Source organism: Pirellulales bacterium, assembly GCA_019636345.1.
In the GTDB taxonomy this organism is placed as follows: Bacteria; Planctomycetota; Planctomycetia; order Pirellulales; family Lacipirellulaceae.
In genome coordinates this window covers 377,368-393,079 of record JAHBXQ010000005.1, presented here as the reverse complement: position 1 = coordinate 393,079, position 15,712 = coordinate 377,368, and the positions used below count along the sequence as shown (strand labels likewise).

Annotated in this window: 12 protein-coding genes; 6 read left to right on the top strand and 6 right to left on the bottom strand. The window is 65.9% G+C overall.

The window, feature by feature from the left end; genetic code table 11:
* Positions 1-66: 66 nt before the first annotated feature.
* Positions 67-585 carry a translation initiation factor IF-3 gene (infC, locus tag KF688_14430; GenBank protein MBX3426873.1) on the bottom strand — a complete coding sequence of 173 codons (519 nt, stop codon included), beginning with the start codon at positions 583-585 and terminating at the stop codon, positions 67-69.
* A gap of 228 nt (positions 586-813) precedes the next feature.
* A complete protein-coding gene (gene thrS, locus KF688_14425; protein ID MBX3426872.1) occupies positions 814-2,850 on the bottom strand; it encodes a threonine--tRNA ligase in 2,037 nt (678 codons plus the stop codon).
* A 1,120-nt stretch (positions 2,851-3,970) separates the two neighbouring features.
* Here thrS and KF688_14420 point away from each other — a divergent pair.
* Both KF688_14420 and KF688_14415 read left to right on the top strand, forming a co-directional pair.
* Complete coding sequence (locus tag KF688_14420; GenBank protein ID MBX3426871.1) at positions 3,971-4,843, top strand: PEP-CTERM sorting domain-containing protein; 873 nt, start codon at positions 3,971-3,973, stop codon at positions 4,841-4,843.
* A 184-nt stretch (positions 4,844-5,027) separates the two neighbouring features.
* Positions 5,028-5,600, top strand: coding sequence for a PEP-CTERM sorting domain-containing protein (locus tag KF688_14415; protein MBX3426870.1), 573 nt, complete (start codon positions 5,028-5,030; stop codon positions 5,598-5,600).
* A 216-nt stretch (positions 5,601-5,816) separates the two neighbouring features.
* Here KF688_14415 and KF688_14410 read toward each other — a convergent pair whose 3' ends face one another.
* The 4 genes from KF688_14410 to KF688_14395 form a co-directional block, all read right to left on the bottom strand.
* Positions 5,817-7,211, bottom strand: a complete 1,395-nt coding sequence (locus KF688_14410) for a 4Fe-4S dicluster domain-containing protein (protein MBX3426869.1) — start codon at positions 7,209-7,211, stop codon at positions 5,817-5,819.
* Positions 7,212-7,421: 210 nt separating this feature from the next.
* Positions 7,422-8,810: an FAD-binding protein gene (locus KF688_14405; GenBank protein MBX3426868.1), complete on the bottom strand. Its 1,389-nt coding sequence runs from the start codon at positions 8,808-8,810 to the stop codon at positions 7,422-7,424.
* Positions 8,811-9,031: 221 nt separating this feature from the next.
* Positions 9,032-9,211: a hypothetical protein gene (locus tag KF688_14400; protein ID MBX3426867.1), complete on the bottom strand. Its 180-nt coding sequence runs from the start codon at positions 9,209-9,211 to the stop codon at positions 9,032-9,034.
* A 13-nt stretch (positions 9,212-9,224) separates the two neighbouring features.
* The gene (locus tag KF688_14395; GenBank protein MBX3426866.1) at positions 9,225-10,733 is read right to left on the bottom strand and encodes a hypothetical protein; all 1,509 of its coding nucleotides are present in this window, start codon (positions 10,731-10,733) and stop codon (positions 9,225-9,227) included.
* A 441-nt stretch (positions 10,734-11,174) separates the two neighbouring features.
* On the opposite strand from KF688_14395, the gene KF688_14390 reads away from it, so the two are divergent.
* From KF688_14390 to uxaC, 4 genes are all read left to right on the top strand, one after another.
* The gene (locus KF688_14390) at positions 11,175-12,197 is read left to right on the top strand and encodes a TRAP transporter substrate-binding protein (GenBank protein MBX3426865.1); all 1,023 of its coding nucleotides are present in this window, start codon (positions 11,175-11,177) and stop codon (positions 12,195-12,197) included.
* A 1-nt stretch (position 12,198) separates the two neighbouring features.
* Positions 12,199-12,711, top strand: a complete 513-nt coding sequence (locus KF688_14385) for a TRAP transporter small permease (GenBank protein MBX3426864.1) — start codon at positions 12,199-12,201, stop codon at positions 12,709-12,711.
* A gap of 19 nt (positions 12,712-12,730) precedes the next feature.
* Positions 12,731-14,029, top strand: a complete 1,299-nt coding sequence (locus tag KF688_14380) for a TRAP transporter large permease (GenBank protein ID MBX3426863.1) — start codon at positions 12,731-12,733, stop codon at positions 14,027-14,029.
* Between the two features lie 87 nt (positions 14,030-14,116).
* Positions 14,117-15,520, top strand: a complete 1,404-nt coding sequence (gene uxaC / locus KF688_14375; GenBank protein ID MBX3426862.1) for a glucuronate isomerase — start codon at positions 14,117-14,119, stop codon at positions 15,518-15,520.
* The last annotated feature ends 192 nt before the right edge of the window (positions 15,521-15,712 follow it).

Here is a 15,712-nt window from a genome sequence, read left to right as displayed (position 1 = left end):
CGCGCCGACCCCCGCGATGAGCGGACGGCGCTAGCTGCCGAGGAACCCCGCTCCTGCCGCCCGGCCTTACTTGGGCGCGAAGATCACCACAATCCGCCGGCCTTGCATCGACGGGTGCTGCTCGACCTTCGAGATGTCGGCCAACTCGGCGATCACCTTCTGGATCAGCTTGAAGCCCTCGTCGACGTGGGCGTTTTCGCGCCCGCGGAACACGACCGAGAAGACGACCTTGTCCTTCTCGCCCAGGAACTTGCGAGCCTGGTTGGCCTTGGTCATGAAGTCGTGCTCGCCGATCTTCGGCCGCAGGCGAATTTCTTTGTTCTTGCTGTGGTGCGTGTGACCCTTGTTCAGCCGCTTCTTCTGCTGGTACTTGAACTTGCCGAAGTCCATGATCCGGCAGACGGGCGGCTTTTCAGTCGGCGCAACTTCGACCAGGTCGAGTCCCGCTTCCCGCGCCCGCTCGAGCGCCTCGTCGCGCGTGATGACCCCCAGTTGGTCCCCCTCGGCGCCGATCACGCGGATCGGCGAAACGCGGATCTGATCGTTGATCCGTTGCTGCTTGCGTTCGATTGCTAGGGTCTCCACAGGGTGCGACCGCCGACCCCCCCGTTCGTCACAGGGCGTCAGCAAGCCAGGGGCAGCGGCCGGGGCGTCCCCAACTGTCGGACGCGACCGCGAAAAGAGCCCCTAAGTATTGGTTATTCCGGGGGTTCGCGTCAACTGGCGCCAGCGCGACGCTGGTACGAATTGCAGCGACGATGCCGGTCGCGAGCCCCCGTGATCCGTTCTCCTGGAGTCTTGGACGCTCGCCGGTCAATATCCCCCGCTCAGCTCCTCGCCCGAACTGGCCGCTGGAGCGGTCGCTTCAGCGACCTGCCGCACCGTTCGCGCCGCCGTTTCCGCCTGGAATTTGGCGATCGCCTCGGCGACCGGCATCGCCCCCAGATCGCCGTCGATCCGGTCGCGGACCGCCACGGTGCCCCCCTCGGCGTCCTTCTCGCCCACCACCAGCAGGTAGGGGATCAAATCGAGCTGCCCCTCGCGGATCTTCGCCCCCAGCTTCTGCCCGCGGTAGTCGCCGGTCACGCGCAGACCAGCCGCTTTCAGCTTCGCCTCGACCTCTCGGCCGTAGGCCTCGCTCTTCTCGCTCACCGTCAGCACCCGCGCCTGCTCCGGCGCCAGCCACAGCGGGAACGCCCCGGCAAAGTGCTCGATCAGCACCCCCACGAATCGTTCCATGCTCCCCAGCGGCGCCCGGTGGATCATCACCGGGCGGTGGGGCTTGTTGTCCGGCCCCGTGTATTCCAGACCGAACCGCTCCTCGCTCGGCAGGTTGTAGTCGAGCTGCACGGTCCCCAACTGCCACTCGCGGCCGATGCAGTCGGTCACCACGAAGTCGGCCTTGGGGCCGTAGAACGCCGCCTCGCCCGGCTCGATCGACATCGCCGGCAGGTCCATCGACTCGCACACCGCCTTGAGCGCCGCCTCGGCCCGGTCCCAGACCTCGGCCCCGCCGACGTACTTCGCGCCGTCGGGATCGCGGAATCCCAGCCGCACTCGGTAATTGGTCATCCCCAGCGACGCCAGCACCGTGCGCGTCATCTCCAGGCACCCCCGGAACTCGTCCGCCACCTGTTCCTCGGTGCAGAAGATGTGCGCGTCGTCCTGCGTGAACCCTCGCACGCGGGTCATGCCGTTCAGCTCGCCCGACTGCTCGTACCGGTAGACGGTGCCGAACTCCGCCAGCCGCACCGGCAGGTCGCGATACGACCGCGGCTTCGACTTGTAGATCATGATGTGGTGAGGGCAATTCATCGGCTTCAGCAGGTACCGCTCTCCCTCGCCCGGCGCCGCCCCCTCGCGCGGTCCCAGGTCGATCAGCGGGAACTGGCTCTCGCTGTAGTAGGGAAAGTGTCCCGAGATCTGGTACAGCTCGACCTTGCCGATGTTCGGCGTGTACACCGGCTGATAGCCGCGCTGGGCAAGCTCGGTCTTGAGATAGTCCTCGAGCGTCTGCCGAATGATCGCCCCCTTGGGCAACCACAGGATCAGTCCCGACCCCACTGTTTGGCTGATCGTGAACAGCTCGAGCTGCTTGCCGAGCACGCGATGATCGCGCTTCTTCGCTTCCTCAAGTTGCCGCAGATGCTCTTCCAGTTCCTTCTTGTCGAAGAACGCCGTGGCGTAAACTCGCTGCAGTTGTTCGCGGCCGGCGTCCCCTTTCCAGTAGGCCCCGGCGACGCTGGTCAGCTTGACCGCCTTGCCGATGTGCCCCGTGCTGGGGATGTGTTTTCCCCGGCACAGATCGATGAATTCCCCCTGGCGGTAGAACGACACGGTCGCCTCGTCTCCCAGCCCCGTGCGCAGGTGCTCGACCTTCAGCTTCTGACCCAGCTCCTCGCACAGCGCAAGCGCTTTCTCGCGCGGCATCTCCAGCCGTTCGAACGGCAAGTCGTCGGCGACGATCTTCTGCATCTCCGCCTCGATCCGCGCGAAGTCCTCCTCGGAGATCGGCGTGTCGAGATCGAAGTCGTAGTAGAACCCCGCGCCGGTCACCGGCCCGAAGGCCAGACCCGTGCCGGGGAACAGACGCATGACCGCCTGGGCCATCACATGCGCGGCGCTGTGCCGCATGATCGCCAGCGCCTCGGGATCCTTCTTGGTGAGCAGCCGCAGTTGCACCTCGCCCGCGGCCCCGAGCGGAGCATGCAGGTCGCGCACTTCTCCGTCCACCACCGCGGCGACGCTCGCTTTGGCGAGCCCCGGCCCAATCGCCGCCGCTACGTCGTAGGCGCTGGACTCGGGGGGCGCCTCGCGCCGCGTTCCGTCGGGCAACACTACTGTCAGCATGATTCGATTCGAAGCGAGGTGTCGTCAGGGGCCCCGGCGCGTTCGAACCCGGTGCGGTCGTCACTACGCCCCGCAACCGCCTCGAACCGCCGCGAAAACCGGCGATTGTATGCCGCCCCCTCGAAACTGACCACGCCGTTCGCCTTCAGGTCGTGATGCCATTTGCCAATTTGAGGGTGGCTGGGGTCGAACGAAGTGAGCTCCCAGGAGATCCCTGGGGGCTCCGCTGCGCTGCGACCCCAGCCACCCTTCCAAAGCCGCAAATGGTATCACGACCCGCTTCCACACCTCGCGCACCACAACCCTTCGGCCGCGAGCCACGCCACCAATCCGCAAGACGTCCCATCTTTTTTTCGAGCCGCGAGCTTTCTCTCTGTTCTCCTCTCTTTCATGCATTCTGAATCGCGAGCTTTCATTCTGAGTTCCGAGCTTTCTTTCTCGCTGACATTCTGAGCCGCGAGGCGACTTCTTCCTTCTTTCCGAGCCGCGAGGCGTCAGCCCGCGGAGCCTCCCCGCGGAGCCCCTCCCAACGCCACCCCCCGCCACGAATCCCCTCGTCCCCCGACCAAAAAAACCGGACTTTCGCCCAAGACTCTCTTAAAAACGTCGCCTGCAGGGCCCCTGGGCTCCCCGGCCCCGGCCATCGTCCCGCCAGGAAAAACGCCAAAAATTACCCAGTCCCCCCCTCAAAACTGTTGCAAGCCCGCGAATCCTTGGTACAGTGGCACTTGGAATGGCGGCCAGAGTGTCGTTCAGCGGGATGCTTTTCTGCCGACAAGCGAGTTGACGAATCCAGCATTTCCAATCAAAGTGCAGGAGTAACTCCTAACACGAGTCACGCAGCCGGAGCTTCATGGTTGGAAGCGTCGGTTCGTCCGCTTGCCGAATCGAGCAGAATCTTTTCTCCGCCGCCCCCACGGAGCAGGAATCTCGCTAAGCTACCCAGTCTGTAGGATCGCTCCCTGAAGTCGTAACATGACGCGCAGGATCGCACCGCAGCGGGCAGCTCGGCGGAACGACGGCTAGCTCTCAGTTTGCCCCCAACCGAGCGCAGATTTTCAACGGGTATCATCTATCTACAATGAGACGGGGAATTGGAGCAATGAAAATGAACCGTGGTGTGATTTTCTCTCTGTGTGCGGCCCTGGCGGCTATGGCCTCGCCGGCGCTGGCGGCTGTCAACGTGCAGCTCAACCTGCGATACACCGATCCCGCCAACGCCACCGGCGGCGGCACGTGGCAGTTGTTGGTCAAGTCGACCGCTGGTGAAGGCGTTGCCGGCATCAAGGTCAACATCAACGGTGCCCTGGGAGTTACGGGCGTCGATCTTCCGGCCGCTCAAATCACCTCGACGAGCGCCGCCTGGAACAACACCGACGACGTGTTTCGCTATCAGCTTATCGCCGCGGGCGTGACCGAAGTGGTCGCGGGCAGCGATCTCGCCCCGGTCCCGTCGGCCGGTCAGTTGACCGTCGGCAACGGCGGCAACGGCAACGTTGCGGTTGACGACCTGTTCACCAACGGCTCGACCGCCTCGGCCTGGAACAACAGCTCGCTGATCGCCAGCGGTTCGTGGACCGGCGCCCGTCCGTCGATCGCCGTGACGGAACTGAACGTCTTCTCGGGCACGACCCCCATCGCCGGCACCCTTGGGACCGTCGTCACCCGTGGCGACTCCGTCGGGGTCGATGGGTTGAAGCCGGGCGATGCGAATCGCGATGGCCGGGTAAACCTGTCCGACTTCGCGATTCTGTCGGCCAACTACAACAACCCTGCAGCGAGCAAGACTTGGGATCAGGGCGACTTTAACAGCTCGGTCGGCGGCGTTAACGAGGTCAATCTCTCGGACTTTGCGATCCTGTCGGCCAACTACCTGCAAGCTTCGCCAAGCCCGGCCGCTTCGGCTGCCGTTGGCGCCGTACCTGAGCCCGCCTCGGTTGGCTTGGTTCTCGTGGGTCTGCTTGGCGCCGCTTTCGCTTCTCGTCGGAAGTAGTTCATCAGGTGGTTTTCGGTATCAAACTGGCGTATGGAGAGGTTTTCCTTCTGCTAATGAAACTGAGAGAGTTCTAGCCATTCGAATTGGCTCTTGTCGGGACAGTTAGTTTCCCGGCAGATTTTAGTGTCAGCTTTAGTGCTGCTTTCTCAATCTCCCGAATCGATACTTGGTGAATACTACTATGAATAAACTCTTTGCGATCTTTGCGGTATCTTGCGTAGCAATCGCGGCGAATGCGAACGCTGCGTCGATCTCTGTCCAGCAGAATGGCGATATCTACTCCCTGTACATTCAGGGTGTTGAGAACAACATTGCCGCACTCGGTTTTTCCGCGGCTCCTGTCGCCCCTGCTACGTTCCTGAATCCCAACTCGGGTAATGCGTCTGGTGCTCCGCGTCCTGCCGGTCAGGCTTTTACCTACCGGAATCGCTTCCTTGATCTGGATCCGGCCGATGAGGATGTGTCGGGTGGTCTCGGCTGGACGTTGTTGAATACGAGCCAGACAGCCGGTGGCCTCACGTTTGAGGGCGGTCCCCTTGGTCAGCTCATCGACATCTCGGCTCCTGTGTTCCTTGCCAACATCATGTTGACTCCTGGTGGCTCGGCTACTTACCAAGTCTTGCTCAAGGACGGAACTGGAGCGGACATCGGAGCGCCTTTGACCGGCACCATTCCGGTCCCTGAGCCCGCCACCTTCGTTCTGGCTGGCATCAGCATGCTCGGTCTGGCGGCTGTCCGTCGTCGGATGGCCTAAGTTGAATTGATCATCGACTACCGGGGAGTTCGCTCCCTGAGTAGGTGATACCCGGGCCCGGCGTTCTCCCAAGAACGCCGGGCCTTTTTCGTCCCCTGAGCGGACGACGCTCGCCGCCGGTGAAGCGCTCGCACGGCTTGCCTGCCGTGTGGACAAAACGATTGGCATGCCGTGGCGTCGTTCACCGGGCGCTAGCGCCCGCCGCTCAGTTTCGTTTCATGTCTTGTTGGCGATTCGCTCTTGGGCGTAGGCGGCGGCCAGCAGTTGCACGGGGTGGACCAGTTTGATTGCGGCGAGGTCCTGGCGGCCGGCGACCCCTTGGGCGAGTTGCAGTTGGCAGCCCGGGTTGGCGGTGGCGAGCACCGCGGCCCCGGTCGTCGCCAAATGGTCGAGCTTCCGCGTGAGCAGCGCCGCCGACTGCTCCGGTTGGGTGATGCCGTAAATCCCGGCCGAGCCGCAGCACCAGTCCGCCTCAGGGAGCGGCACAAGCTCGACCCCGGGGATCGCACCCAAGACCTGGCGCGGCTGCGAGACGACCTTCTGCCCGTGGCATAGATGGCAGGAGTCGTCGTAGGTGACGCGGACCGCTTCGCAGGCCGCACTCTCCGCGCAGGGCCGGCAACCGTGGGAGCGACTTGCCCCCGCAGAGAGCGTCTCCCACGGCGCGGCCGTCGGGGGGCGAAAGTCAATCTCCACCAGCCACTCGTGGACGTCGCGGACTTTGGCGTCCCACGCACGGGCTCGCTCAGCGTACGCCGGGTCGTCGGCCAGCAGGCGGCCGTATCGCCGCAGGTGCGAACCGCAGCCCCCGGCGTTGGTGACGATCGCGTCCATCGCGTTCAGGTCGAACGCGTCAATATTCCGTCGGGCCAGCTCGCGGGCCGCCTCGAGGTCGCCGTTGTGAGCGTGCAGGGACCCGCAGCAGGGCTGCCAGCGGGGCGTATGCACCTCGCAGCCGTTGGCCAGCAGGACGTCGACGGTCGCTCGATTGACGTCGGAGAGCATCAGGTCCTGCATGCAGCCGGTGAGCATCCCCACGCGGCGGCGCGGGTCGGCCTGCGGTCGCTCGATCTCGGTGATCCGAGCCATCGAAAACGGGGGGCGAATCCGCGGCGATTTCGGCTCCAGGTCGCGCAAATGCCGCGGCAGCAGCCGTGTCAGGCCGATGGCCCGGGCCAGCCGCTCGAGCCCGCTCGCCTGGTACAGCCACAGCAGTCGCCCCGCGGCGTGCAGCAGCCGCGGCCGCATGAACAATTGCCGCAGCGCCAGCCAGCGGTAGAACCGCCGTCGCGGCGCGTCGAGCATTTTCTGCCGCTCGACCTCGGTCCGGGCGGTCTCGAACAGCTCGACGTAATCGACCCCCGCCGGGCAAGCCGTTTGGCACGCCAGGCACCCCAGGCAGAAATACATCTCCTCGCCGAACGCCCGCGACATGGGGAGCGTTCCGTCGGCAATGTCGCGCATCAGCGCCACTCGGCCCCGCGGGCTGTGCCGCTCGCGACGGGTCGCGTCGTACGTGGGGCACGTCGGCAGACACATCCCGCAGTGCATGCATTGCTGCAGCACGGCGTAATCAAGCGACTTGAGCAGGTTAGGTTCAGGCGGAGTCATCGCATGACATGCGGCGCGGTAATGCGCGGCGGGCTTGGATTGAGTCGGACCGGCCCATCGTCCCAACATGAGCGGACGGCGCTAGCCGCCGGTGAAGCACGCACGGCTTGCCTGTCGCGTGGTTGCAACGAGTGGTTTGCCGTGGCGTCGTTCACCGGGGGCTAGCTAGCGCCCGCCGCTCATGGGGATTGTGGTGGTTTGCGGGGCCGATCAGTCGAAGATCTTCCCCGGGTTCAACAGCCCCTGCGGGTCGAGCGTTCGCTTGATCTGCCGCAGCAGGTCGTAGCTGGCGTCTCCCAACTGCCGGCGGAGGAACGGTTTTTTCGCCAGCCCTACGCCATGTTCGCCGGTCACGGTGCCCCCCAGGGCCAGGGTCTTGTCGACGATCTCCTCAAGGGCCTGTTCGACCCGGTGCATTTCCTCGGCGTCGCGTTCGTCGGTCAAGAACGTGGGATGCAGGTTGCCGTCGCCCATGTGGCCGAAGGTGCCGACCTGCACGCGGTGTTTGACGCATGTGGCGGCGACGAAGGCGACCATCTCGGCCAGGGCGCTGCGGGGGACGGTCACGTCCTCGAGGATCGTCGTGGGCCGCACCCGGGCCAGGGCCGCGAAGGCGCTCCTCCGGGCCAGCCGCAGCCGGTCCGCCTCGGCCTCGTCGTCGGCCGATTGGACGGCGATCGCCCCCTGTCGCCGGGCGATGTCCTGCATCGCGGCGATCTCCTCGGCCACGGTCGCGGGGGCCCCGTCCGACTCCATCAACAGCAGCGCCGCCGCGTCGGTCGGCAGTCCGACCCGGCTGAATTCCTCGACGCAGCGGATCGTCTGCTGGTCGAGAAATTCGAGCGTGCAAGGGACGATCTTCGCCGCGATGATCGCCGAGACGGTCTCGGCCGCGGCTTCCATCGTGCGAAACGTGGCGAGCGCCGTCTGCCGCGCCGCCGGTCGGGGCAGCAGCTTGAGCAGCACCTGGGTGATCACCCCCAGCGTCCCCTCGGACCCGATGAACAGGTCCCGCAGGTTGTACCCCGCGACGTCCTTGACGCACTTGTTGCCCAGCCACAGCACTTGCCCGTCGACCAGGACGACGGTCATCCCCATGACGTAATCGCGGGTCACGCCGTACTTCAGCCCGCGCAGCCCCCCCGAGTTCTCGGCGACGTTGCCGCCGATGGTCGAGATTTTTTGCGATCCCGGGTCCGGGGGGTAGAACAGCCCGACCTTGGCTGCGAGCTGATCGACCGTCTGGGTGATCACCCCCGGCTCGACGCGGATCGTGAGGTTTCGTTCGTCGAGCTCGAACACCTGGTTCATTTCGACGGTGCACAGCACGACGCACCCGGCCACGGGGACGCTGCCGCCGCTCAGCCCCGTGCCCGAGCCGCGGGTCACGACCGGGGTCCCCGCAGCGTGGGCGGCCCGCAGGCACTGGGCGACCTCGTCGGTCGTGCGGGGAAAGACGACGCACGCCGGCCGCTGCCGCAGGGCGGCGGTGCCGTCGAAGCCGTACGGCGCCAGATCGGTTGGCTCGGTGAGGACCCGCGCGCGGTCGCCCACCGCGGCGGCGAGCTGATCGATCAGGGCGGGAGACGCGGGATTCATGCGGCCAGGGCACACGGAGCGGTCGAGGCGACGATCGCTCCAGCATAACCGACCAAGGCCGCGAGTGCGGGGGGCGCCACGCGGCGGATGGTCCCGCGTGGTCGATTTTCTCCGAAAATCGACCTGGGGACGACGGCTGCAGCGCATCGTCTGTCGGCGATCAGCGCCGATCGGTCGATTCTCGGAGAGAATCGACCACGTCATCGAGAGAATCGACCTCGCTACTCCAGCGCCTTGTCCTGCTTGATCCACACGACCGCCGAGCCGAACCAGAGCAGCATCCCGACGATCATGATCTTGTAGTGCATGTCCATCTCGATCGCGCCGCGATAGACGAGCACCGAGGGGACGATCGTCAGCGCGAGGCCGGCGTACGAGACGAGCTTGAGCAGGGCGTGCATGACAATGGTCCTTTCAGCCGGCGGACGGGGCGCGGCCCGGGGAGGCGAACTGTTGCTGGATGAGGCTGCAGAGGGCGTACAGCGTGACGGCGATGATCCACGCCGGCAGCACTTGCGAGAACAGGTCGGCTCGATACGCGTCGAGCCACGAGGGAATGTATTTCTTCATCACGGCGAACGACTCGATGTTGTCCTTGGCGTACAGCAGGAAGCAAATGCCGAACGACCCCAGCCATCCCACGGCCGCCGGCCAGCTCGCCAGCAGGCGGCGTTTCTCGGCGTAGTTTTGCTGAAGACCCAGCCGTGGAAAGACCCAGTAGTCGATAAAGATAAACGCCCCCAATGGCATGAACAGCAGGCCGTAGTAGGCGACGATCCGGTCCAGATTGGCGATCACCGCCGGGATGCACGCGGTGAAGATCATCACCACCCCGGCCATCAGGGTGACGATCCATCGGCGCCAGTTGGGGGTCGCCACCTGAAAGGCCAGCCCCGCGCGATACAGCGTCGGGTTGGCGGTCGTCCACCCGGCCAGCAGCACGCACACGATTCCTGCATACCCGGCCCCCAGCATGGCGATGTTCGCCGGCGTGGGGTTCGGCGCATCGACCCCCGCGGCCCGCTGGGTGACCATGAACGCCGCGCACATGATCCCCGAGCAAATCCACGCCATGTAATGCCCCAACGCCATGCCGAACGCCGAGGCGAACCCCATCTGCCACTTCTTGGCGAAGCGAAAGATCGTCACGTCCCCCATGCCGATGTGCTGGCAAGCGTTGCACAACCACGCCAGCCCGACGCATGACCAAAACCCGTACTGCGAGTACCCCTTTTCGGGCTTGCCGTTCCAGATCTTCTCGTTGGCGACTTCCCAGAAGTCGGACAAGCTGCTCACCCCCAGCGCCGGCAGCGACGCGATCCCCCCGGCGAGAAACACGAACGGCATCCACGGCGCCACGACCTTGGCGAAGTGGGCCAGTTTCTCGAATCCCAGCACGGCCAGCACGGCGATGACCGCGCCCACGCCGATCGCGATCGCGATCCACGCGGGGCTGGGGATGCGATCCCCGGCGGCGTAGTCGGGGCTGTCGACGCCCAGCGTGTTGGCGACCGCCGTGGTCGACACGCTCACCATCGCCCCGGCCAGCAGGCACATCACCAGGGCGAACAGCCCCGAGTAGACGACCGTCAAGTACGGCCCCGCGACCTTGCGGATCTGCCAGTACACGGTCAGCCGCTCGCGCACGGCGATCGGGGCGCACATCAGGGCCCAGCTCAGCACGGCCAGCAGGTTCCCCAGCGCCAGCCCGGCGAACACGTCGAACGCCGTCACCCCGTGCTGGACCAGCAGCACCCCCAGCACGAACTCGGTCCCCGCGATGTGCTCGCTGGAGAACATCGCGATGAACGTCTTCCAGCCGTGCAGCTTGTCTTGGCTGACCGGTTCGCGTTCGTACTCGTACAGGGCGTCGAGCCGGTCGACGAGCGAACTGCCGGAGTGATGGTCGTGACCGGTCGCCATGGGCGCGTCTCGCGAATGCGGGGTCGAGAATTCAAGAACAGCAGCGGTTCGGGACAAGCGGCGGCGCGGGAAAAGGCCTGGCGCCCGCAGCCGGCGGTGCAATTGTGATCGCAACGCGCCCGCCGCCGCAACCGGCCTCGCGACGATTCCGTCGCCCCTCGTGCCGCGAAGCTTCCAAGATGGGCCGAGTTTGCCGCGCGAGCCAGCCGCCTGACGGAAATTGACGCCGCCGAGCAACGCGCGTCACGCCGGGGGGCGGCGGTTCTGCGGTTCCAACCGCCCGTCGCCGCACATCCCCTTGCGTGAATTCGACATAACCCGGTAATCGCTAGCCACTTGCACCCACCCGCCCGGTGACGACACTGGGGAGAACGGCTGGGCCCGGCCCTCGGCGCCCGGGCGGCCTCTTGTCGAACTCCTGCTGGTGCGGGGAGCTGCGTGATTTCCAAAGGCCCCTCATACTTCATCGCCGGCGCGCTGGCCGGCGTCCTGCTCGCCACGGTCGGATTCACGTGGTTCGTCCGCGGCCTCAACACGCCCGGCGCGGCAGGGGGCGCGGGGCATGTCGTGCTCAAGCTGGCTCACGGGCTCGACCAGCAGCATCCCGTCCATCTGGCGATGGAAGTCTTCGCCCAACGGGTCGCCGAGAAATCCGCCGGCGCCCTGCAGATCGAAATCATCCCCAACGGCCAACTCGGCTCCGAGACCGAGTGCCTCGAACAGGTCCAGCACGGCGCCCTGGCGATGACCAAGGTCTCGGCCGCCCCGCTGGAGAGCTTCATCCCCGAGTTCGCCGTCTTCGGCATGCCCTATCTGTTCCGCAGCGAGCAGCACAACTGGGACGTGCTCGACGGCCCGATCGGTCGCGAGTTGCTCCTGAAGGGAGAGTCGGCGGGGCTCCGCGGGCTCTGTTACTACGACGCGGGGGCGCGCAGCTTCTACACCGTCGACAAGCCGATCCTCAAGCCCGACGACCTCAAGGGGCTCAAGATCCGCGTTCAGGAGAGCCCCACCTCGATGGAAATGGTCGAGGCCCTCGGGGGGTCGCCCACGCCGATCAGCTTTGGCGAGCTGTACACGGCCCTGCAGCAGAAGATGGTCGTCGGGGCCGAGAACAACCCCCCCAGCTTTTACAGCAACCGGCACTTCGAGGTCTGCAAGCACTACTCGCTCGACGAGCACACCCGGGTCCCCGACATCCTGATGATCAGCCCCCGGGTCTGGGACCAGCTTCCCCCTCCGATGCAGGCCTGGCTGCAGGAGGCCGCCGACGAATCGGCCGACTACCAACGCCAGATCTGGCGCGAGCAGACCGAGGAGGTCCTGGCCGCGGTGGTCGAAAAGGGGGTCGCGATCCACCGCCCCGATCAGGCCGCGTTCGCCGCGAAGGCCGCCCCGATGCTGGTCAAGTACGACGGAACGCCCCTGGGCGATCTCATCCGCCGGATCAAGGAGGTTCCGTAGGATGCGTCGCGCCTGGGAGCAGTTTGAGCGACTCGTCCGGCTGGCCGAGCGGATCCTCGAAGGGGCCGTCGTCGTCGCGGTGGCCGTGCTGGTGCTGGTCGTGTTGTGGGGTGTGGCGGCTCGCTACTGCCTGAGCGATCCCAGCCGCTGGACCGAGGAGGCCGCGCGGCTGCTGTTGATGTGGGTCGCCATGCTTGGCGCCGCGGTGGCGTACAGCCGCGGCGAGCATCTGGGGTTCGACTACGTCGCCTCGCGGCTCGACCCCGGCGCCGGCCGCGCGTTGGGGGTCGTCGTCGAACTGACCGTCATCGCTTTTGCCGCCGCGGCCATGGTGTACGGCGGCTACGTCCTGACGGCCGAGACGCTCGGCACGGGGCAGCTTACCCCCGCGCTGCAACTGCCGATGGGCTACGTCTATCTCGCCGCCCCGATTAGCGGCGTCTTTTTCGTTCTGTTCGGCCTCGTCAAAATCCGCCAACGGCTGATGCCTGACGCCGCCGATCCCGCACCCTGACGCCGCCCAACCGCCCCGCATGGACGAGCAAGTCCTCATTCTCGTCGTCGCTTTCGTCGTCATCGTGGCGTCCAACGCCCCGATCGCGATCGCGCTGGGGGTGTGCGCGCTGTTGGCGCTGCTCTCGCTGGGGACGCTGCCGGCCTGCTACATGATGGCCCAACGGATGACGACCGGCGTCGCCAGCTTTCCGCTCTTGGCGATTCCGTTCTTCGTCCTCGCCGGGCTGCTGATGGGCGAAGGGGGGATGGCCCGGCGGCTCGTCGACTTCGCCACCGCCGTGGCCGGGCAGTTCAAGGGAGGGCTCGCCTACATCACGACGATCACCTGCATGATGTTCGGCGCCATCTCGGGCTCGGCCACCGCCGCCCTCTCCTCGATCGGCGGCATCATGATCCCCGAGATGACCCGCAACGGCTACGACCGTCGCTTCGCCGTCGCCCTCACGACGTCCGCTTCGACCACGGGATTGGTGATCCCCCCCAGCAACATCATGATCGTCTACGCGGTCGTTACGGGGAACGTGTCGGTCGCCGCCATGTTTCTCGCCGGCGTGCTGCCGGGGATCGCCGTCGGATTGGCGATCATGGCCGCCTGTGCGCTGATGTTCCGCGGCCAGCAGGTCGGCACGGTCGCTCCCTTCGCTTGGGGCCGAGTCGTCGCGACCGGGCTCGGCGCCTTGCCCAGCATGCTGCTGATCGTCATCGTCCTGGGGGGCATCCTGGGAGGCGTCTTCAGTCCCACCGAGGCCGCGGCGATCACCGTCCTGTACGCCTTTCTGTTGGCGGTCGTCTTCTACCGCGAGATCAAGCTCGCTCAGCTTCCCGCGCTCCTGCTGCGAACCGGCATCACCACGGCGGTCATCTTCTTGCTCATCGCCACCAGCCAGGCGCTCGCCTGGGTGCTGGCCAGCGAGCAGATCCCGCAAGCGATCAGCGCCGCTCTGTTGTCGCTGTCGGACAATCCGCTGGTGATCCTCATGCTGGTCAACATCCTGCTGTTGGCCGTCGGCGCGGTGATGGACATGACCCCCGCCGTGCTGATCTTCACCCCGATCTTTCTGCCAGTCGTCACCAAGCTGGGAATGCACCCGGTTCAGTTCGGCATCATGATGATCGTCAACCTTTGCATCGGCCTGTGCACCCCCCCGGTGGGAACCTGCCTGTTCGTCGGCTGCGGCGTCGGCAAGACGACCATCGCCGAGGTGACCCGGCCGATGATCCCGTTCTTCCTCGCCATGTTCGTCGCGCTGATGCTGACCACGTACTGGCCCGCGTTGTCGATCTGGCTCCCCACTGTCGCCGGAGCGATCGAGTAACTCCCCGTTCGCGGCGCGCCGCGGCCGGCGGTATCATCACGAGAACGACCTGCCGAGCGACCTTCCCACTTCAGGCGGAAACTTCCCATGCCGTTCATTCACGACGACTTCCTGCTGCAAACCAAGACGGCTCGCCGGCTTTATCACGACTACGCCGCAGGCGAGCCGATCCTCGACTATCACACCCACCTCCCTCCGGCCGAGATCGCCGGCAACCGCCGCTTCCGCGACCTCGCCGAGATCTGGCTGGGGGGCGATCACTACAAGTGGCGCGCCATGCGCGCCGCCGGCGTCCCCGAGCGGTTCTGCACCGGCGACGCCCCGCCGTACGAGAAGTTCCTCGCCTGGGCCCGCACCACCCCCCAGACGATCCGCAACCCGCTGTATCATTGGACCCACCTGGAGCTGGTCCGTTATTTCGGCGTCACGGAACTGCTCAACGAGGAGTCCGCTCCCCGGATCTGGGCCGCGGCCAACGAGCGGCTCGCGACCGACGATCTCACCCCCCGTGGGATCTTCCGCACGTTCCAGGTCCGCGCCGTCTGCTCGACCGACGACCCGGCCGACGATCTCGAACATCACAAAACGATCGCCGCGAGCGACCTGCCGACCCGCGTCTATCCCACGTTCCGCCCCGACCGCGCACTGGCGGTCGACGCGCCCGAGGAGTTCAACGCCTGGCTGGCCCGGCTCGAAGCGGCCGCCGACGTTTCGATCGGTTCGCTCGACGCACTGCTCAATGCGTTGCGCCGCCGGCACGACTTCTTCCACGAGCAGGGTTGCCGGCTTTCGGATCACGGCATCGAGCGCTGCTTCGCCGCCCCCTGCACCGACGCCGAGGCGGCCGCCGTGTTCGACAAGGCGCGCCGCGGAGTCGCCGCGACCCCCGACGAGCACGAGCGCTTCGCCAGCCATCTGATGCACTTCTTCGGCGTGCTCGACGCCGAACGGGGGTGGACCAAACAACTCCACCTTGGCGCCCTGCGGAACAACAACTCGCGGCTGATGAGCACGCTGGGACGCGACGTGGGGGGCGACTCGATCGCCGACGTCCCCCAAGCCCGCGCGCTGGCGACCTATCTCGATCGGCTCGAACAAGCCGGCGCGCTTCCCAAGACGATCCTCTACAACCTCAACCCGGCCGACAACGCGGTCTTCGCCACGATGATCGGCAACTTCCAGTCGGGCGAGATCGCCGGCAAAATCCAGTGGGGCAGCGGCTGGTGGTTCCTCGACCAATGGGACGGCATGACCCAGCAGATGATCGACTTGGCCAATCAGGGACTCCTCGCTCGGTTCATCGGCATGTTGACCGACTCGCGGTCGTTCCTCTCGTACCCACGGCACGAATACTTCCGCCGCTGTCTGTGCGATCTCGTCGGCGGCGACGTCGAGCGGGGCGTCATCCCCGACAGCGACGACCTGCTGGAACCCTTCATCCGCGGCATCTGCTACGGCAACGCGCACGCGTATCTGGGGCTCGAGTGTTGAGCGGCCAGCGCGATCGCCCGTCGCCGTCCCCGCCTTACGTGGCCCAAAAATCGTTTCTCGCTTTTGGCCGCGCGCTTTGAGATAATTCCCTCCGTTCGACGACGGCCCAGCGGCGCTTGCAGCCGCGGCGACTCATGCGGCGACGGTCGAGCGAGGTTGAAATCATTCGTCGGCGCGCGCGTCGGCGACTCC